The organism is Anaerolineales bacterium, from assembly GCA_003105035.1.
Taxonomy (GTDB): Bacteria; Chloroflexota; Anaerolineae; order Anaerolineales; family UBA4823; genus FEB-25.
The window spans coordinates 45,793-65,257 of record PQAL01000027.1 but is presented as its reverse complement, the minus strand read 5'-3'; the positions used below and the strand labels follow the sequence as shown (position 1 = coordinate 65,257).

The window sequence follows — 19,465 nt, the reverse complement described above, 5'->3', positions numbered from 1 at the left end:
GTAATATTATAGCTATCTCGATTATTCTTCTAATAAACCCAACACCACGGGCAGCAATTGCTTTTTCCGTGATACCACTCCTTCTGCCTGTAACGTACCATCTGGTAGGTGTGGATACGGCAGATCATCCAGCAACGGGGGCGGATTGACCAAAACCAGCCGGCTGGAGTTCCCCACCACATCAGTCACCATAAGCATGGCAAAATCCATCCCACGCTGTATCTGTAAGGCCTTTAGTGCGGTAGTCACACGCTCCAGGTTGTCAGATAATTGCATCAGGTTGGTGACCTCCGCCTGTGCGATGGCAAAATTTAATCCACCAGCTTGGTAGAGCTTTAAGTCAGTGGTGACGATATCCATTGCGTCGCGTGATTCCAGCCCAACGCCCGCCTGAATAATGGCTTGCCCATAGCTTTGGATCGACTCACCGGCCAGTGGGCTCGGTCGTTTAAATGCCCAGCGCGCCAGGCGTTCTGCTGCCTCCCGGTCTCGAGGTGTTGTCGTCGGCGAGGTGAGTACCAGGGTATCCGACATTAATCCTGCCAGCAGCATCCCAGCAATTTGCGGAGGCGCGCTCAATCCAGTGTCTTCGATCCTCTCTGAGATAAGCGTGCTCGTGCTACCCACAATGTCAACCGTAAAGCGAATTGGGATGTGGGTAGAATGGTTCCCTAACCGGTGATGATCGAGAATTTCGATTAACTCAGCCTCCTCCAAGGCTCCCAGCGCCTGTCCTGGCTCATTATGATCCACCAGAATCACTTTGATGCGCGGCGGATTGAGCACGTCTCTCTGGTGGGTCACCCCCAGGTAATGCCCCTTGTCGTCGACGACCAGAAATTCGTTGTATTCCTCACGCAACACACGCGAAATCACATCGCGGATCCTGGTGGTGGATTGAAAACATGGCACCTTATTGTCGCAGGCTTCCAGGCAATTCTGATTTAGCAGGTCAGTAATCTGCATCTCGCGCCGTTCCGGGTGCGGTCCAACCAGCTTGCTTAGGTACTGGAATAAGCTGAAACCGGTGATTAAACCAACTGGCGTGCCGTCCTCGGAGACCACTGGTGCGACCCCGCCAGTACGGCTGGCGATCACCCAGGCATCCCTGAGCGGGCAATCAGGCGTAATGCTATCCAACCGGTGGCACACGGCCTCAAAGCGCGGCGATGCATCCGTCAGCAGGAATGGCGGTTCCAACCCCAGGCGTTTCAAGATCCACGTTGTTTGAGGATTGATTGCTCCCGCCCGGGCAGCGATTGTATCCATGCCATCACGTTCACGCAGCAGCCAGGCATATCCCATGGCTGCCGCGATTGAATCTGTATCTGGGTTTACGTGACCGATGACGTATACTCGATCTGCCATAACCTCATCCATTCTCTTCCACGGTAGTTTTCCAATTCCCTGCCTGGTATATAATGCCTACGGTTCGCCAGGATTGTGGTTTAAATTGCTCGTTTTAATCGCTTTCCATACCTTTTCGGGCGTGAGTGGATTTTGATCGATATTTACACCACTTCCCCCAGCTATGGCACGGCTGGCATCCATTACGGCGTTGGCAACTGCCGGGGCAATCCCATCCATCGGGATTTCTGCGACGGCTTTTACTCCGTAAGGATGGCTCGTTTCAAATGTTTCCACAAAAATTGTCTGTAAATCAGGCACCTCATGCGCCTGGTAGATGTGGTAATCGGAAAAATCGCATTCCCGAGGTTTTCCGTTCTCATCATAAACCATTTCTTCGCACAGAGCATACCCCAGCGCCTGGGTCATGCCACCTTCGATTTGTCCGGAGGCAGTCAGCGGGTTCACAATGATCCCCGAATCGACCGCCGAAACAAGTTTATCGGCAGTGACCATGCCAGTCTCGATATCCAGGGTGATCTCTGCAAATTGGGCTTCAAAAGGAGTCGGTGCGTTGGGTGAGTAATACGATGCCACAGCCATGATTTGCTCTTGCTCGGCATGATGCAGGCTATCCAGTGCGATTTCTGCCAATGATATCTTGCGCCCGTCCGGTGCGATTGCGTATCGATCCAGTAGCTTGATCGCTTCTGGTTCCACCTTCACAGCCGGTTGATCGTTATTAAGCAGCAAGGTTGCCCTGGCTTTGATCCTCTCAGCTACCTGCCTGGCCGCCTTCACCACCGCCATCCCCGATATATAGGTGGTGCTGGATGCGTAGGCACCTTTATCAAAGGGAGTAAAATCGGTGTCTGACGAATAGACGATCACATCTTCCAAGGGAACACCCAATACTTCTGCAGCCAGCTGCCCCAGCACAGTATCGGAGCCTGTCCCAAGGTCGGTTGCGCCGACCAGTAAATTAAACGAGCCGTCATCATTGATCTTGATGCTAGCTCCCCCCATATCGAGGTAAGGGATCGCCGTACCTTGCATGACCAGGGCAGCGCCAATCCCCTTTCGCAGGTGAGGTTTTCCAGGCACCTGGTGCCAATCCTTCACGTTATATTTCTTTTCCCATTCGATAGCCTGTTGGCCCTGCCTGGCGCACTCAACTAGCCCGCAGCTCCGGATCATCTCCGGTCGCGGCGCTCGTCCTTCGCTCCAGGCCGTACTGAACGGCTGCATCTCACCGGCATGCAGGGCATTTTTCAATCGGAAATCGATCGGGTCAAGCCCGAGCATCTGGGCGATTTTTTCCATGTGGCGGTCAACAGCCCAAAAGCCTTGCGGTACACCGTAACCGCGATAAGCACCCGCAGGTGGGTGGTTGGTATAGACGATATCAGCATAAAAGCGAATATTGGGCGTCTGGCGATATTTTCCATCACCCACATAGAGCGCCATGGCCTTGTGCCCAGTGTTGCCGGTGACGGTAAGCGCATGACAGCCATAAGCACCCGTGTCGGTCAAGACATGCATGGCATTAGCAGTGATCGTACCGTCATGCTTCACCCCTGTCTTCATATGGATGCGCATTGGATGGCGGGAACGCGAGGCCGTGAATTCTTCTACGCGTGTGTATTCGAATATTACTGGCCTTCGTGTGGCGATGGTGAGGTGGGCAGCTACATCCTCAATCAGCACTTCCTGTTTCCCGCCGAATCCCCCACCGATGCGGGGTTTGATCACCCTGATACGCTTGGCTGGCAAACCCAAGACTGGTGCCAGCATTCTCCGAGCATGGAAGGGTACTTGCGTGCTCGTGCGGATGACCAGGCGGTCATCTTCATCCCAGTAAGTGACAACGACATGTGGTTCGATGGCAGCCTGCTGTACTTTTGGAACTTCGTAATCCGCTTCGATCACATGATCGGCTTCTTTGAAGCCTTGCTCAACATCGCCGATATCGATTCTTATTTCTGCGGCCAGGTTCTTGTTCGGGTCAGATCCGGCGAAATTAACATAATCCACTTCGTCATGCAAAATCGGTGCACCAGGATTCATCGCCTCCCCAGGATCCAGCAATGCAGGGAGCTTTTCATACTCAACCTTGATCAGCTTTATGGCCTCATCAGCGATGGCTTCGGTTTCTGCTGCCACGAATGCTACCCGGTCACCCACAAAACGCACCTTGTTATCCAGCGAAAATGAATCCAACGGTCCAGGGATGGGATCGGATTGCCCGGCAGTTGAGTAAGCCACGCGTGGGATGTCCTTCCACGTCAACACCGCTGCAACTCCTGGAAGCGCCTGCGCCTGTGTGGTATCAATGTTTGTAATGCGTGCGTGGACGTATGGGCTATGCAGCACCCTGGCAACCAACAAATCCTTTAAATCGATATCAGCCGTAAACGATGGTTTTCCTTGGGTTAGCTTGAACGCATCAATCTTGATCTCCGGTTTACCAACCCGTTGGAAAGCTGCTGCTTCTTTGATCGGAATGAGCTTCGGCAGGCATTCTTTGACCAGCTGATCGTATTCACCCGCATTCAATACAGTCGATTTTTTGTCATCAGTACCCGTTTCGGTCTTTCTGTCTCGCAAGACTTTGGCTGCATAGAGTATGGCTCGCACAGGCTTGTCATACCCCGTACAACGGCACAACACCCCTGAGATTGCCTGCCGGACCTCTGCCTCGGTTGGGTCGGGGTTATTGTCCAACAAATGCTTGGCTGCCAGGATCTGACCTGGAGTACAGTAACCACATTGGATCGCCCCGTTTACCGCAAACGCCATTTGGATCGGATGTAAACCCGGGCTGGCTTTCCATCCTTGTTCAGGATGCTCTCCCAAAGCTTCGATGGTTTGGATCTTATGCCCCACTGCCTGGGCAGCCAGGACCAGGCATGAATTGACGGGTTTTCCATCCAGCAACACGGTACATGCTCCACAATCACCACTTTCACAACCATGTTTCGCCCCATGCAACCCGAGATCCCGTAAAGACTTTAGCAGGGTATCACCGGGCTGAATAATTAATTGTCGAGGTATACCATTTATATTAAGCGTGATATCCATCATATCTCCAAATTTATTTTCCCTGTGAAAAATACCCCAGCAAGGGTGATATTCCTGTCAGGAAAAGGCCGATCAAGGCCACAACTAGCGCTTGGATCAAAAATATCAACCCTAAGAAGCTAAATAAGAAATTGGGTAACACCCAGGTCACAACAGCTCCGTCAATAAAGTAGTTGAAAAATATCGGCACTGCCAGGAAGGACAGGGCTACCAGAACAAATTTCATGGTCAGCTCTGCCGCCTTGCGAGGTTTAAGGTGATAAATTCTAGTACCCAGGATCACCAATAACCAGCCCAAAAATAGTGCCAACAAAGTGGTTAATGCTGTTGAAGTGATCAGGTTGGTAGCATCAATGACTGAGCTAAGTGAATACGTTTTTTGATCAATGAACAGATATTTTATATTAAAGATCACCAGGTAACTAACCACGCCAAGCACCATCCAGCAATAATTTGGTCCGGCATACCAGCCAGCTAGGACCAGCAACCCTAAAATTACAACAAACGCAACAATCCCACGCGGGATTCTTTCGTTGGTGAGCTTTGTGCTCTCGGCTGCAGCCATCGCCTTTTGGGTAGCAGTGACGACGTCTTCACTCGCAGCGACTTTGACTGGCTGACCAATCGCATCCTGGTATGCCAATGCTAGCTGGGCTTGTTGGGCAGCTAAAGCAGCGTTGATCGCGCCGACCTTGTCTAGTGAAAAGTCAAACATAGAGATGAGCACGTGCCCCTGGCTTGTAGCCGGGATATTGGTTCCCAGGATTGCCGCCAGTGTGGGGGCAACATCCACCATCTGCACATCACTATACTCTCCCTGGATAACACCCTTGCCTGCCAGGACAAATGGCTCCCGTAAGACAATGGGATCCTGACCTCCATGACCACCAATATCAATTTGTCCGTGATCACTCAGAACCAGCAGGGTATCCTGCGTCAGGTCCATCGTAGTGGCAATCTCTTTGAGTAAAGCATCCGCTCTGGATGCAGCTTCATCCCAACGTAGGTCAATCGGGCCGCCTTCGTGATGACCCGCGTAATCAACCTGGTCGATATGGATAAGCACCAGCTGGTAATTGCCATTTCGCAGCCAGGGCAAGGCAGCCTCAACAACCTGTTGATCTGCAACCTGGTCTTCTCCCGCGGTATAAAAACTTGCAGTTACAGCTTGTTGGGGGACAAGCTTTTCAAACCAATTGAACGCTGAGATGGCTGTGCTCAGGCCAGCTCTGTGTGCGGCTGAGTAAATATTATCCTGGGTAAAAGTGGGGATATCGGCGTAATCCAGGTTGATGGCTGGTCCATCACTGAGATCAGGCCATGCACCAGTTAATAAGACCGAGTATCCAGGTTCAGAGTATGAAGGGGGTCGGCTGTGCATCAACGCCGACGCTCCTTCGCTTCTTAGTTGATTGAGGAACGGCATCACATCTGCATTCATCGATGTGTCATACCGTAAAGCATCAATCAAAACGATGACCAGGCTGCGCGGGATTGGTTTTCCAAGGTTCTCACCCGGTTGAGGGGGTGTGTAGCGCAGTGGTGATCGGTAGGCATATACAGAATCCATCAGACTGGTAGCCCAATAATAGGAAGCACCGATCACAGCCAGGCAGATTAAGATCCCGATGATTAAGCCAATATACTTCTTCATAACTCCTCATCACGACTTACTAAATGATTGATCACCTGATGCCACCTCATTTTGCAGGCGTTTTCGAAGCTCATTAATTTGCCGCCAGAATCCGCTTTCTTCGTCAATATAATACCATGCAGTCCATCCGTTGCAGGGTGATTTCTGTAGTTCACGGCCCACCTTATGGATTGAGCCAGTAAACTCACCACACTTTATCTTCCCATCTGCCTGAAGAATTGCCTGTATGTCGCTACGTAGACCAAAATACAGGATCTGTCCTTCTTTTAATAATCCAGTTTCGATCAAACAGGTAAATGGAATCCGCTTTCCTCTGCCATTTCCGCGGGCAGTGATCTCTTCAGTTAAGTCAGGTGTAAGCACATGATTAATCCGTTCCTGAGCAATGGATACGTATGACGGATTTGCCTCGATGCCGATCCAATGGCGACCCAACCTCTTCGCTACCGCACCGGTTGTCCCAGTACCGAAAAATGGATCCAGTATATTGTCGCCTGGACTCGTGCTGGCCAGGATCACGCGATCGAGTAAAGCTTCCGGTTTTTGGGTGGGGTGGGCTTTTTCGCCGTTGATTTTTATGCGTTCCTTTCCAGTGCACAAGGGTAGTTTCCAATCGCTCCTCATCTGAACGCTGCCATGTAGCGCGCCTTCATGATTCAATGACTTCATTGCTTGATAATTGAATGTGTATCGATTCCCTTTAATTTTCTGAGCCCAAATAAGCGTTTCATGGGCGTTGGTGAACCGTACACCATGAAAATTTGGCATCGGATTGTTCTTGATCCACACGACATCATTTAAAATCCAATAGCCTAAGTCTTGTAATATCCTGCCCACCCTGAAGATATTATGATACGAACCGATCACCCATATCGTTCCTGTATCCTTGAGTACCCTTCTACATCCCGACAACCACTCCTGCGTGAATTGATCATAGGCCTCGAAGCTGCTAAACTGATCCCATGTTTCATCAACACCGTTTACCCGGGACAAATTCGGTCGCCACAGTTCCTTCTCGAGCTGTAGATTATAAGGAGGGTCAGCGAAAACAAGGTCGATGGATTTGTCGGGTATCCGGCCCAATAAATAAATGCAATCACCCTGCAGGATTTGATCCACCTGGAAATCGGCGTCAATCATCGAGTTCATTCAGCTTCGCTACAATAAACACAATATTTTTTTCGATCCATCTTCATGCAAGACATCTTTTCAGGAGGCTAGTTATTTTTGAGCTTTTCCAGGCACCGAAGTGCTAGGATACCAGCGATCTCTTCCCGGTAATCTGCGCTGGCCCATTGATCGCCAGCCTGGCTATACGCATTGCGGGCGGCATTCTCAATGCCTCCCGCTTCAGGCCCGTCCAACGCAAATGTCGGGGCTGCTCCCCAACCTCCCAAGGCTAGGCGTGTCCGCCCGGATGGCCAGATCGCCACTGCGGCGCACACGATGGGCTTATCCGCTGGTGTGCGCGCCACGTACTCGTATCCCAGTTGTATATTTACCGGCCAGCTCACCTGACCGATAATTTCTCCCCTTTGCGCAGCATGCCTTTGAAGCAGCCACTCTCCCAGGTGAACCTGCCTGGTTTTGTCAACTGCGCTCAAAATCCCCAGGCTTGCATCAAGCGCTAACAAAGCGGTGGTTAATGGAGACCTTCCATCTGTTGAAACTAGCGTCCCGGCAATTGTCGCCATCTGGCGTAGATTGTAACTGGCTTCATGCTCGATGCTGCAGTATAAGTCATCAGCTAAACCTTTATATTCCAGCACTTCCTGCAGGGTGGCTGTAGCCCCAACCACGCAGTTGTTCCCTTTAATGGCGATACCACCTAATCCAAGATCCTGCAGATCGACGACAGCATATTTCTCGTCGCTGTTCTGGTTTAATTCGGTACCACCTCCCAACGCATATGTAACTGGTTCATTTCTTGCCAGTAGTGCCAGTGCTTCAGTTATAGTCTTCGGGCGGTGATATTCAATGATCATGGTTACCTCTACTCTCCATCATTAATGGTCGGATCTTCATATACTTTCCAGCCAAGTGCTTCTAAATCGACCTCTTTGGTCATCTCTTCAGGCACATTAACCAACACTGTTTCAGCCTCGGCTAGGATCTCGCCATTTGGTCCGATGATCTGCCCGGTAGCAAATGCTGTGCGCTCCCTGCTCTTGCCTGCATGCCCCAAAATTCGTAATGGTTGTCCGACCGGGACGTTTTTTCGGTATCGCACATCAAGCCTGGCAGTGAACATAAACCTGGGCGGATTTCCACCCATCTGCGTCCGTCCGGTGACTTCATCAAGCATTGCAGCCACAATTCCCCCATGCACAACACCCGGGTAGCCCTGGAATTGCTCGGGGATAATCGTGTTCACTTCCACCTCACCAGGAGAGATTTCAATAAACTCAAGCTTCAATCCATGATTATTTTCCCGTCCGCACACAAAACATAACTTGGAATTTGGTTGCTTCATGGTTTATCCCTTAGTTACAGGTACATCGATCACGAAATATGGGCATCTATAGCTAGATTGTTTTTTATCATTACAACGTCTTCCAATTTTATCCAGGTTTTTCTGCATATGGGATAAGTTGAGGTGACCGGTTCGTGTCCATAAGCTCATATCCAGCCAGCTCCAGGTCTTCTGGGAAATCAATATCCAGTGCCACTGTTTTCCTTTCGCAGATCTCGAGCCTCGCGCCGGCTTTTACAGCTTGTTTGCAATGTTTCTCAAAGGAACCGGGACCATATTCGTAATGGATAAGGCCAGGTGGTGAGATTAATAAGGCATTTGTGCCGTTCTGGTGTCTATCAGGTGTGATTACCACAACCGGTGGGTCATTTGCGCGCTTGATTACTTCCTGGATATCATCCGCGGTGAGCAGAGGTAAGTCGGCCGGCACGATGAGCACCGCTTGGACTGAATGGCTCACCGCGACCATCGTTGCCCTGGTCAGGGCCACGTTTAGCTGGGGTGAACCTTGTTCCTGGACCGTGCGCGCCCCATAATCCCTGGCGACAGTTAAGGCTTCTGGGTCTCGGCTGACGACCAACGAGTATTCAATATCTGGGATTGACCCCAGAATTTCTAATGTGTTCGAAAGGAGATAATGGTTAAGGGCAGTTCGAGCTTCTGAGCTTAATACACTCGACAGCCGGGATTTTCCCCGCCGTAAAGGTTTCACTGGAACGATCGCCCATAATGTCATGTTTCAGTCCCCTTAAGTTTAACACGAATATATTCAATGACTTCACTGGCTAATCTACCCCGATCTGCTTTATCAATCATCAGTGCATCCGTCAAAACAGAAGATATCCCGAGCGCTTCGATATCTTTTGCCTGCTGGTGGTCAACCTGGTCAAGGAAGATAGCGTCAATGATTTCCTGGTAGTGTAAAGCCACCGCTAATGCTGATGGCTTGATACCCAGCTCGCTGAACATCTTCGCCGCCGGCCCTCTCACAGTTTGATCCCCAATGATGGGAGAAACAGCTACGACCGTTTTTTTTGATAATGCACCTCTTATTCCGGGGATGGATAGGATGGGATTGATGCTGACCCATGGGTTGGATGGGCAGATCACCACCGCTTCACAAGCTTGGATGGCTTCCAACACACCTGGAGCAGGATGGGCTTTCTCTACCCCTACGAACTTAAAACCCCCCACGACTGGCTCGCATTTTCTGCGTACGAAATACTCCTGGAACTCAAGATCGCCTTCATCTGTATATACCCAGGTCCTGACAATATCATCCGTCATCGGCAGCACCTTGACTTTGATTTTCCACATCCGGCAGAACTCTTCAGTTACCTGGCTCAAGCTCCACCCGTCCGTCAAATGCATGTCTCTCACCAGGTGTGTGGCCAGGTCGGTATCACCCAGACGAAACCAGTCTGGCATACCTATGGCAGACAAGGCTCTGAAAGCGTTCCAGGTTTCATCCTTTCGCCCCCAACCTGTGGCAGGATTGGCCATATCAGCCAGGGTATAACACACCGTGTCCAGGTCCGGTGATATTCGAAGGCCAATGTGGGTAAAATCGTCTGCGGTGTTCACGATGATGGTTAAATTATCAGGTTGCAACACCTGCGCCAGACCATCGGCAAGTTTGGCCCCACCAACTCCGCCAGCCAGTGCCACGATTGTTAATTCATTATTGATCATATATTCAGACAGTAAATAAAATCATCCAAGTTGGATCTTTTCTGGCAAGACCGTATACTTTACCCGCACTTCATCTGGATTCTGGCTCGAAAACTTTTCTGCCCCGGTGTATTTCTTGGCAAGCGCATCGATATGTTCTCTGGCTCCTTCGGTCGTTATTGTGACGACTTTACCCCGGATTTGGAAATATCGGTAAGGGTTCTTTGGATCAATGATGACAAATGCCAGGCGTGGGTCGCGCCGTAGATTCCGGTCTTTTATCCGGCCTTTCGCTGTATTGATATAAATAAATTTCTCGTCTGCATTGAACCACACGGGTGTCAGCTGGGGGCTGCCGTCTTTCATCAAAGTTGCTAAAAATCCAAACGCTTTGGTTTCGTCTTTGAGTAAATCCAGGTACTCTTCAGGCATCCAGGTCATTGTTCTGCTCCTTCTTGTTGATCTTTTGGGATCATGATTCCCCTCATCTGCCCTTGATTAATAAAATCTAGGATAGCTTCTACCTGCTTGCTTGTGCAATCACAAAGGACTTTTAGCTCTGTATCTCGCTTCAACAGATCCACGGTGCATAACACGCCAACCACCTCTTTCTTGCCTAGCGTTCCAATCCATATATCGATTTCTGCTCCATCTGCGGAAGTGGTCCCCTTCAGATAGCCATAGTCAAATGGGTATGGGCTAGTTGGGTAACGATGATGTATGCTGCCTTTAGGCCGGTCCACAATAATCTCACTCGTGTCCACCAGTTGTTGTAAATAAACCCAAAATTCATCCTTCATCTGAACAAATCCTGGTCTTTTGGACGTAATAACTCACCTAACGCCCCTTCTCTAAGCGTATATGGAAATCCCCTCACGTGTATGATCGGCGTTGCTTCATCCGCCTGCCCCATAATAAGCGATGCTGCGGCAGCTAATTCGTCTGCCGCCCCAATTGTGGTGATCCGCAGGCTATAACCAAACAGGTCGCTTCTTCCCCGCATATCCACCAATCCCGGCAAGCCTGCAATTCCAATTGCCACCCCAACCACACCTTGCCGCCAGGCCCTTCCGTGTGAATCAATGATGAGCACGCCCAATCTCTTCCCAATCCTCGTTTCCAATTGTTGGCGGATAGAAGCTGCTGAGCTATCCGGATCTTCGGGTAATAATAATACCCATTCATCTCCCATGCTGCCCTCACCGGCTACATTGGAATGGTCAATACCGGCATTGGCACATATAAAACCGAGGCGGTGTTCAACAATAATCGTCCCAATCCGGGTACGTAAAACCTGGTTGCTTTCTCGCAAGATCAATTCGACCAGACGTGCATCCTTTTCGACTACTCTCCCCAGCTCTATCGCTTTCGGTGATGGCTTAACCGCCGCCAGGTTAACCCAACGGCCTTCCGCCTTGGAAACGATTTTCTGTGCGATAACGACGACATCCTCATCTTCAATATGAATTCTGGCCAGTGAAAGTCCATCAAGAATGATATTCGCCAGGTCATCACCGGTGTGGACCATCGGGATATCAGGCAGCGCGCTGAGTACCAGGGATTTCATGAATTTGCTTTCCTTATTGAGCTATCCCGGTGACTTTTATGCTGGCATTTTTTTGTTTGTAATACTTGTTCATACTGATCAGGATCGAGGTTAGCCCTTCTACCACGATCGCATTCGCCAGCCTGCCCGCGTAATATCCCGATAGACCAGCTGCGTGTGCTAATTCCACTACTTTCTCCGCCGCCTCATGATCGTCTGAACAAACCAGTACATCCGCTTCCAACGGTTCATCGATCGTTTGCTTTAGCAGTTTGGCAGGCACATTTTGGAAGGCAGCCACCACCTTAGCTCCTGAGCCTAAGATATCTTGTGCTCGTTGGGCAGCACTTGGAGGTTCTGGAGGTTGAGGGTCAAGGTAATCTACTCTTGAAGTGGCATCCACTACAATTTTTCCCATCAATTTTGGTTTTAGATACTCGACCGTCTGATCGTGGGCGGCAGGGATAATGGTTAGAACACAGATTTCTGCTAGCTCAGCAGCCTGTGCGTTCTCCAGACCTAGCGTCGAGTTGACCCCTAATTGGTGATTTATTGCTTGCGCAGCCAGGACTGCTTTCTCTGCCTGTCTCGAACCGATGATCACTTGATAACCCGCCCGAGCCCAGCGCAAGGCCAGGCCAGTGCCTTCTTTGCCAGTACCGCCAATCACTGAAATGGTCGGTTTCCCGATTGTCATGTTTTCACCTCTGGTTCACATCCGTGTGAATTATCTACTCGTTATTTCCTCATAACCTACACGTTTTGTCTTTGTTATCCACCGAATTTCTATGTCGGAAAATCTCAATCAAATACGGATGGATGGAGTGGGTCATTCAGACAATCGAATGCATCCTGGATGTGCCTGAGCTTTGTTCGCTCACCTGATAAGACCGGTGGAAGTGCATTTTTTTCAAAGAAACCTACTTCCGAGGTCTCAATGCTCGGTTTGGCTTCTCCGCTTATTAAATCACATAAAAACACGATTTTATAAGCATGGTAAAGCTCAAGACGTCCCATCCGGTTGGCGTCATATACCCCAATCAGCTTCCTGGCTTTTACCCGATATCCCGCTTCCTCCCAGACTTCCCTTTCAGCTGCTTTGGACGGAATCTCACCCACATCAGCCCAGCCTCCTGGTAAAGTCCATCCCCCATCCACGCGTTCTCGCACCATTAATAATTGTCCGTCTATAAAAACCGCACCTCTAACATCGATGCGCGGCGTGGCGTAACCAATTTGCTCTTGATAAGACAACAGCACGTACGGATATTCCAGGTCGGAGTATTCACTGGCGATCTCAGCTGCTATCTCTATGAGGCGCCCAAATCTTTGGCGGTGATACTCGTCGTTCGCATAATGATAACCTGTTTGGGCAATCGCCTGGATCTCGCGTGCCCAATCCAGCCATTGGGGGACGCTGGAATGGTCGTCATCTTGGTTGTGTTGATCAATATCTGACATATCCTTCCTCGCCACCGCGATGAATATACGCGATATTATCGGAGGTAAGCTTCAAGGCGGCTATAGTGAAAGAACCGAGGTATATAAACCCAGTATGCATTCGGTGATGCATATTGGAAACTACTCGGTTCTTTATGAAACTCACCAGGCTGAATATTTTTGGATTCGAGAAATTGCTTCGTCGGTTAATCATCGTATCGGCGGAGATAGTGTAATATCTTCAAGCTCGTAATCGGATCAATCAAGCTATAATATCGGGCTCGCCAATCTCAGCCACCGACTTGTAACAAGTTTATTTTAACACAAATAAAGCAGTGAAAATCACTTATAATGGACAGACTAAGCCATGCAAAGATCATTGACAACCTGGCACCACTTCTTCCTGAGATATTCTTTCTATCCACTGTTTTTATCCTCCTTGATGGCGTGTGCTTTTCTTGCTTTCCGGGTAGTTTACAGCGGCTCATACAATTATTCAAATTTGTTATGGAATTTGTTTCTTGCCTGGTTACCCTATATATTCTGTGTAATCGCCTCATCATTTTATGCACAAACACCTAGCCGTTGGTGGATAGTGCTGTTGTTTAGTGTCTTATGGTTGGTATTCTTTCCAAATGCCCCCTATATTGTGACCGATTTTTATTATCTCGAGCCCCGGCCTCCTGTCCCGCTTTGGTATGATATCAGCCTGATCGCACTCTTTGCCTTCACCGGTTGTTTCCTGGCTATCGCTTCATTACGCACGATACATCTCATGATCGACAAATCCTTCGGCAAGCTGGTTGGCTGGTTCTTTGCCTTGCTTGCACTCAGCCTCGCCAGTCTTGGCGTATATCTCGGCCGTTTTGGCAGGTTTAATAGTTGGGACATCCTTATCGAGCCGAGGTCATTGATCAAAGAGATTGCCACAAATCTGCTAAATCCACTGGATAACCTGGGCTTCCTTGGATTTACGATTATGTTCACGTCAATTTTATTGGTTTTTTATCTGATGTTTGTGACTGCTCCCTCCTTGCGCGATAGCTCACAATAAATTCAAACCTCCAGCCTATGCTCAAACCATGAATTAAGGATACAATAGTGCCTTATGCAAAAACAGCCATTTTTATCTCGAATAGAAACCGGTGTGATCCTGGTTGCAGATGGAGCAACGGGCACGAATCTGATCTCCAGGGGGCTACCAGGTGGGTTAACTGCCGAGAATTGGGTGCTGGAACAGCCCGAAAAGATCATCCAGCTCCATAGCGATTTTATCAACGCAGGAGCAGATATCATTCTGACGGCTACCTTCAATGCCAATCGTGTCCATTTTAAAGGCACTTCGCTGGAATCAAAGCTGGATGAGATCAACTGCACAGCGGTTCGCCTCACTGCACAAGCGATCGGTGATGCCAATATCTATAATGCTGGCTCAATGGGACCTTTAGGACAGTTATTAAAACCGCTTGGCCCGCTATCCGTTGATGAGGCTAAGGCAGCCTACGCCCAACAGGCAAAGGCACTCACGACCGCTGGTGCAGATTTGTTGGTGATCGAGACTCAATATGACCTGGGTGAAGTTACTGCTGCCGTGGATGGTGTGCGTGAAGTAAGTGACTTGCCCCTTATCGTTTCCCTCAGTTACGATCGTGGGAAACGCACGATGATGGGTGTTAGCCCTGCTCAGGAGGGGAAGCAGCTCAGTGTACTGCCAGTGGATATCATTGGTATTAATTGTGGGCGCAGCCTTGATGAGAACCTGCAAAACCTGGTTGAGCTTCGCCAAAACACCACGAAACCTATCTGGTTCAAGCCAAATGCCGGCTTGCCCCATCTGGATAGCCAGGGAAACACGACTTATGATGTATCTCCACAGCTCATGGGTTCGATGGTGTTAGCCTGGTTGAAGGAAGGCGCCAGCATCGTTGGGGGTTGCTGTGGAACTACCCCAGACCACCTGGCTCAGATCGCTGCACAAATAAAGCACTGAGGATCATCGTTATTCAATATGGAATATGATGCCTATCACGAGCAGCCGAGGTGTGGACATGCCTGAGGGAACTGTTGTACTAATCTATATTTCTCCCGCACGGGGAGAGCCAACGGTCGGTGTTGATCAGGTCCATGTGATCCCGGGGAAGGGTATTCAAGGCGACCGTTATTTTTCAGAACAAGGAAAGGATGGCGAAGGTTATCGCCCTGATCGCCAGCTAACGTTGATCGAAAGTGAAGCAATTGATGCGATTCGCCAGGAGGATAGCATCCCAATTTTCCCCGCCGACACCCGGCGCAATATCATCACTAGGGGCATCAGGCTCAATGACCTGGTAGGCTGCGATTTTTTTATTGGAAAGATCCGCGTACACGGAATTAGACTATGCGAACCATGCAATTATTTAGCCAGCCGCACCCACCCGCAAATCATCACTTCCATGGCTGATCGTGGAGGTTTACGCGCCGAAATATTATCTGATGGGACGATATCCATTAATGACATTATTACAATTGCTGACTAAGAAGGAGATTTATGACTAACCCCCGTTCACTAGCGCTTGAGTATGCCCATCGGAATGCTGACCGGTTCCTGGATGAATTGAAGCAACTAACATCGATACCATCAATTTCCACGGACGAATCCGCCAAGGATGATGTTATGCGAGCGGCCAGATGGATCGCATCTCATTTACTCTCTCTAGGGGTAACTAATGTTCAGGTATTTCCCACCGCTGGGCACCCTGTTGTTTATGGCGAGTTGTTTCAAGCTGGGCCAGATGCACCCACCGCTTTGCTCTATGGGCATTATGATGTCCAACCTGCCGATCCGCTCAATCTATGGGTATCCGAGCCATTTAGTCCGGATGTGCGCGGTGAGAATATCTATGGGCGTGGGGTCACAGACATGAAAGGGCAGCTGATGCTCTCTCTGGATGCGATTGAAGCGATCTTAAAGACATCGACCCTACCGATAAATTTTAAGTTCCTCTTTGAGGGTGAGGAAGAGATAGGTTCTCCTCATCTTGTTACATTTCTTGAAACGCATAAACAAGTACTTCGCGCTGATTTTGCGATAAATCCTGATACTGGAGCCATCTCGCCTGATATCCCTTGCATCACCTATGCCTTGCGCGGCTTGGCTTATATGGAACTCTGCATCGATGGGCCAGATCATGACCTGCATTCGGGGGTCTTTGGTGGTGCAATTCTCAACCCTGCCCAGGCATTATGTGAATTGATCGCCGGGATGCATGATGAGCAGGGTCGCATCACCCTTCCAGGTTTTTATGATAAGGTCCTTACAGTCGATGCCGAAGAACGGGCCGAGCTTGCCAGGCTCCCGATTGGTGACCAGTTTTACCTTGATGCTACAGGTTCTCCAGCTTTATTTGGTGAAGCCGGATATACCACCATCGAGCGTTTGGGTGCCAGGCCTACCCTGGAAGTGAATGGGATGTTGTCAGGCTTCACTGGCGAAGGAGCGAAGACGGTCCTGCCAGCCTGGGCGATGGCGAAAATATCATGCCGTCTGGTTCCCAATCAGGAACCTGAAGATGTCTATCAGCAAATGCGCCTCTATCTGGAAGCTCATGCTCCAAATACAATCCGCTGGCAGCTCACCCCGATGCATGGCGGTCCTGCTTCGATCTCTGACCGCAACTCAGTCTATATCCAGGCTTTATCGAAAGCCCTGGCTGAAGTATGGCAAAAGCAGCCTGTATTCAAACGCGAGGGTGGCAGTGTGCCAGTTGTCCTTGATTTCCAGCGCATCCTGGGTATTCAAACCGTTAATACCGGTTTTTCCATGCTCGATGACAACATGCATTCCCCCAATGAGAAGCTTCACCTGCCCACCTGGTATCGAGGGATCGATACCTTTATCCATTTCTATTTCAATCTTGCTGAATAATAAGAGATAGATATTTTTACAGGTATACATCTAAAGGTAGAGGATGTCAGAAAAATCGCGCTTTCCCTTATACGGGGGCCAGGCAGTTATTGAAGGGGTAATGATGCGGGGCACACACAATGTCGCCATCGCTATGCGAGCCCCCGATAAAGGCATTGTCCTTCATAAGGAACCCCTGGGTTCCATGTACCAAAGCAGGCTGATTAAAATACCATTTTTACGAGGCGTAGTCATGCTGGTGGATGCCCTGCTTCTTGGAATCCGGGCAATCACCATCTCCGCCAATACCCAGACAGGTGAAGAACAAAAAATCGAAGGCCCAATCCTCTATCTCACCTTAGGGATTTCATTGGTGATTGGTGTGGGTTTATTTTTCCTGGCCCCAGCTGCCCTTGGCCAGCTTTCTGAGCGTTTGTTCAACATCGGATCCTGGTGGGGGAATTTGCTCGAAGGACTGGTGCGATTAATGTTGCTGATTGGTTATATTTGGGCGGTGGGTCAAATGTCGGAGATCCGCCGGGTATTTGCTTACCATGGCGCAGAGCATAAGACCATCAATGCATATGAAGCCGGCGTTGAACTAACTCCTGAAAATGTTTCAAAATTCTCTGTGGAACATCCCCGCTGCGGAACAGCTTTCTTACTCACTTTAATCTTACTCTCGATCCTTTTCTTCTCGTTGCTTGGACCATTACCTTTCGCCTGGAGATTGGTCAGCAGGGTTTTATTTCTTCCCTTGCTGGCGTGCATCGCTTATGAATACATCCGCTGGACAGCCAATCACCTCGATTCTAAAATTGTACGCTTGTTGATCAAACCCAGCCTCGCCTTGCAGCATCTGACCACACGGGAGCCTGGCATGGATATGCTCGAAGTGTCAATCGCAGCTTTCAACAGCATGCGCCAGGCAGAAAACATCCCAGTCTAGCGATTTAACCATTTTTCTTTATAAGGATCATCAGCTAGTACGAACAGGTGCAGGTTCATTTTCCTTTCCGACATGGAAGTTAAAATGCCCATGATGATTATAAGGTCTATTAATGATTGCATTTTGTCGGAAGTAATCCAGGTAATCTTGAGATGGCTTTTTTAATAGATGGTTTTTCACTCTTTACTATCTAAAAAGACTTCGATATCGTGAATAAACTGTAACGTTTCACGCTCAATTATTTTCGTCAACTCTTCGGGCTTGCTGAAATCCGGTTCTTTCACCAGAATATGCTCAACGATGGCATCGGCACCTTTAATTGTCGGTACGAGAGAATACTTATCCCAGCCACTCCCCTTAATTAACTTCCAATACTCACTTTGCACTTTTTTGTTGACGCCAGCCAACCAGGCTTCGAACCGGAAATTTTCGTGTAGAAACACGATTGCGATTCTCAGGTTCTTATCTCTAATGGGCCTTGGTGAGAAGGAAAAGTATGTCATATCCATGTACCCATAATATATGCCCCCCGAAACGTAATAATCCGGATACCTGTTTTGAAAATAAGTACGGAGAGCCAGGATAAAATCCATAATGCCCCGGTAAGCTTTCTGAATATCGCCTTGCTCCAATTGCCTCTTGTAAATTTCAATAGATTCGGAAATTGATGTCATTAATTCTCGTCCATTCTGTTAACAATAAAGATTTTGTGAACAATGGTATATACCGTCATTACTTATGCCAATCAGTAATTAAATAGAACCTAACGCAATTTGTTGGGAACTCGCCAGAGTCTGACAACCAAATAATCGGATGGTTTGCATTTTGTGGTTGTTAACTCATTATAAACCTTTATACCAACGCTCTCGGAGCATCAAAGATAACAAATATATCATGGGGCCGAAACTTAACTTAATATCTCGATATTACTATCAGTCAGGCAAACAATTTATCCATCGCCGCTGTATTACCACCTTGCCCATATCTGAAGGACATCTACTGGCCTCAATTACTGCTTCCAGACACGGATCTCTAACCGACCACTTCCCAGCCAATACGAGGACCATTAACAAAGCAAATGTTATTCCATCAAATGGCGGTAGACATTCACCACAGCGGCGCTGGGACGTCCGCTGCAGGTTTTCGTGCCGGTGTGCCGAGTATTAATCTCACTTATAGCATTGATCAAATTGTCTGGGGTGTGCGCGCTTTTAAGCTTGGTGTAGGTCCGCAACCCATACTACAAAAACGCCGAACCACCGAAGCCCTGGCCAGCACAATTTGCCCAGCATTGAAACCGCAGATCCTGGCGGCGGCAAGCAAACTAGGAGAAAAGATCCGCCGGGAGCGTGGTGCAGAAAATGCTGCAGAGATCATCAACCAGTGCTGGGAATAAGCAAATTTAATTCAAAAAGAAGATT

At 49.1% G+C, this 19,465-nt stretch carries 20 protein-coding genes; 6 read left to right on the top strand and 14 right to left on the bottom strand.

Features of this window, described 5'->3' with window-relative positions:
- Positions 1-21 precede the first annotated feature (21 nt).
- The 13 genes from C3F13_11485 to C3F13_11425 all read right to left on the bottom strand — a co-directional run bounded on the left by C3F13_11485 (position 22) and on the right by C3F13_11425 (position 13,233).
- Positions 22-1,380, bottom strand: a complete 1,359-nt coding sequence (locus C3F13_11485; GenBank protein ID PWB52379.1) for a hypothetical protein — start codon at positions 1,378-1,380, stop codon at positions 22-24.
- A 45-nt stretch (positions 1,381-1,425) separates the two neighbouring features.
- Positions 1,426-4,428: a xanthine dehydrogenase gene (locus C3F13_11480; protein PWB52378.1), complete on the bottom strand. Its 3,003-nt coding sequence runs from the start codon at positions 4,426-4,428 to the stop codon at positions 1,426-1,428.
- A 13-nt stretch (positions 4,429-4,441) separates the two neighbouring features.
- Positions 4,442-6,082: a hypothetical protein gene (locus tag C3F13_11475; GenBank protein PWB52377.1), complete on the bottom strand. Its 1,641-nt coding sequence runs from the start codon at positions 6,080-6,082 to the stop codon at positions 4,442-4,444.
- Positions 6,083-6,091: 9 nt separating this feature from the next.
- Positions 6,092-7,231 carry a hypothetical protein gene (locus C3F13_11470; protein PWB52376.1) on the bottom strand — a complete coding sequence of 380 codons (1,140 nt, stop codon included), beginning with the start codon at positions 7,229-7,231 and terminating at the stop codon, positions 6,092-6,094.
- A 68-nt stretch (positions 7,232-7,299) separates the two neighbouring features.
- On the bottom strand, positions 7,300-8,067 hold the full coding sequence (locus C3F13_11465; GenBank protein ID PWB52375.1) for a hypothetical protein: 768 nt from the start codon (positions 8,065-8,067) through the stop codon (positions 7,300-7,302).
- A gap of 8 nt (positions 8,068-8,075) precedes the next feature.
- The gene (locus C3F13_11460) at positions 8,076-8,555 is read right to left on the bottom strand and encodes a PaaI family thioesterase (GenBank protein PWB52374.1); all 480 of its coding nucleotides are present in this window, start codon (positions 8,553-8,555) and stop codon (positions 8,076-8,078) included.
- Positions 8,556-8,643: 88 nt separating this feature from the next.
- Positions 8,644-9,291 (bottom strand): 2-phospho-L-lactate guanylyltransferase, encoded by a 648-nt coding sequence (gene cofC, locus C3F13_11455; protein PWB52373.1) that lies wholly within the window; start codon positions 9,289-9,291, stop codon positions 8,644-8,646.
- Complete coding sequence (locus C3F13_11450; GenBank protein ID PWB52372.1) at positions 9,288-10,247, bottom strand: 2-phospho-L-lactate transferase; 960 nt, start codon at positions 10,245-10,247, stop codon at positions 9,288-9,290. The genes cofC and C3F13_11450 overlap by 4 nt, the downstream gene beginning before the upstream one ends.
- Positions 10,248-10,268: 21 nt before the next feature.
- Positions 10,269-10,658 (bottom strand): PPOX class F420-dependent oxidoreductase, encoded by a 390-nt coding sequence (locus tag C3F13_11445; protein PWB52421.1) that lies wholly within the window; start codon positions 10,656-10,658, stop codon positions 10,269-10,271.
- 5 nt (positions 10,659-10,663) lie between these two features.
- Positions 10,664-11,026, bottom strand: coding sequence for an inorganic pyrophosphatase (locus C3F13_11440; GenBank protein ID PWB52371.1), 363 nt, complete (start codon positions 11,024-11,026; stop codon positions 10,664-10,666).
- A complete protein-coding gene (gene cofE / locus C3F13_11435) occupies positions 11,023-11,793 on the bottom strand; it encodes a coenzyme F420-0:L-glutamate ligase (GenBank protein ID PWB52370.1) in 771 nt (256 codons plus the stop codon). Before cofE ends, C3F13_11440 begins: the two co-directional genes overlap by 4 nt.
- Before the next feature lie 13 nt (positions 11,794-11,806).
- The gene (npdG, locus tag C3F13_11430; protein ID PWB52369.1) at positions 11,807-12,469 is read right to left on the bottom strand and encodes an NADPH-dependent F420 reductase; all 663 of its coding nucleotides are present in this window, start codon (positions 12,467-12,469) and stop codon (positions 11,807-11,809) included.
- A 104-nt stretch (positions 12,470-12,573) separates the two neighbouring features.
- Positions 12,574-13,233, bottom strand: coding sequence for an NUDIX hydrolase (locus C3F13_11425; GenBank protein PWB52368.1), 660 nt, complete (start codon positions 13,231-13,233; stop codon positions 12,574-12,576).
- Between the two features lie 346 nt (positions 13,234-13,579).
- On the opposite strand from C3F13_11425, the gene C3F13_11420 reads away from it, so the two are divergent.
- The 5 genes from C3F13_11420 to C3F13_11400 are packed head-to-tail and all read left to right on the top strand — an operon-like array spanning position 13,580 to position 18,044.
- Complete coding sequence (locus tag C3F13_11420) at positions 13,580-14,266, top strand: hypothetical protein (protein ID PWB52367.1); 687 nt, start codon at positions 13,580-13,582, stop codon at positions 14,264-14,266.
- A 54-nt stretch (positions 14,267-14,320) separates the two neighbouring features.
- Positions 14,321-15,202 carry a methionine synthase I gene (locus C3F13_11415; protein ID PWB52366.1) on the top strand — a complete coding sequence of 294 codons (882 nt, stop codon included), beginning with the start codon at positions 14,321-14,323 and terminating at the stop codon, positions 15,200-15,202.
- A gap of 58 nt (positions 15,203-15,260) precedes the next feature.
- The gene (locus tag C3F13_11410; protein PWB52365.1) at positions 15,261-15,728 is read left to right on the top strand and encodes a hypothetical protein; all 468 of its coding nucleotides are present in this window, start codon (positions 15,261-15,263) and stop codon (positions 15,726-15,728) included.
- A gap of 11 nt (positions 15,729-15,739) precedes the next feature.
- The gene (locus C3F13_11405) at positions 15,740-17,116 is read left to right on the top strand and encodes a dipeptidase (GenBank protein PWB52364.1); all 1,377 of its coding nucleotides are present in this window, start codon (positions 15,740-15,742) and stop codon (positions 17,114-17,116) included.
- Between the two features lie 43 nt (positions 17,117-17,159).
- Entirely contained in the window at positions 17,160-18,044 is an 885-nt protein-coding gene (locus tag C3F13_11400) for a DUF1385 domain-containing protein (GenBank protein PWB52363.1), read from the top strand.
- A 176-nt stretch (positions 18,045-18,220) separates the two neighbouring features.
- On the opposite strand, the gene C3F13_11395 is transcribed toward C3F13_11400, so the two are convergent.
- Positions 18,221-18,718, bottom strand: coding sequence for a hypothetical protein (locus C3F13_11395; GenBank protein PWB52362.1), 498 nt, complete (start codon positions 18,716-18,718; stop codon positions 18,221-18,223).
- A gap of 404 nt (positions 18,719-19,122) precedes the next feature.
- Here C3F13_11395 and C3F13_11390 point away from each other — a divergent pair, with 404 nt between their 5' ends.
- Positions 19,123-19,440: a hypothetical protein gene (locus C3F13_11390; protein PWB52361.1), complete on the top strand. Its 318-nt coding sequence runs from the start codon at positions 19,123-19,125 to the stop codon at positions 19,438-19,440.
- Positions 19,441-19,465: the final 25 nt, after the last annotated feature.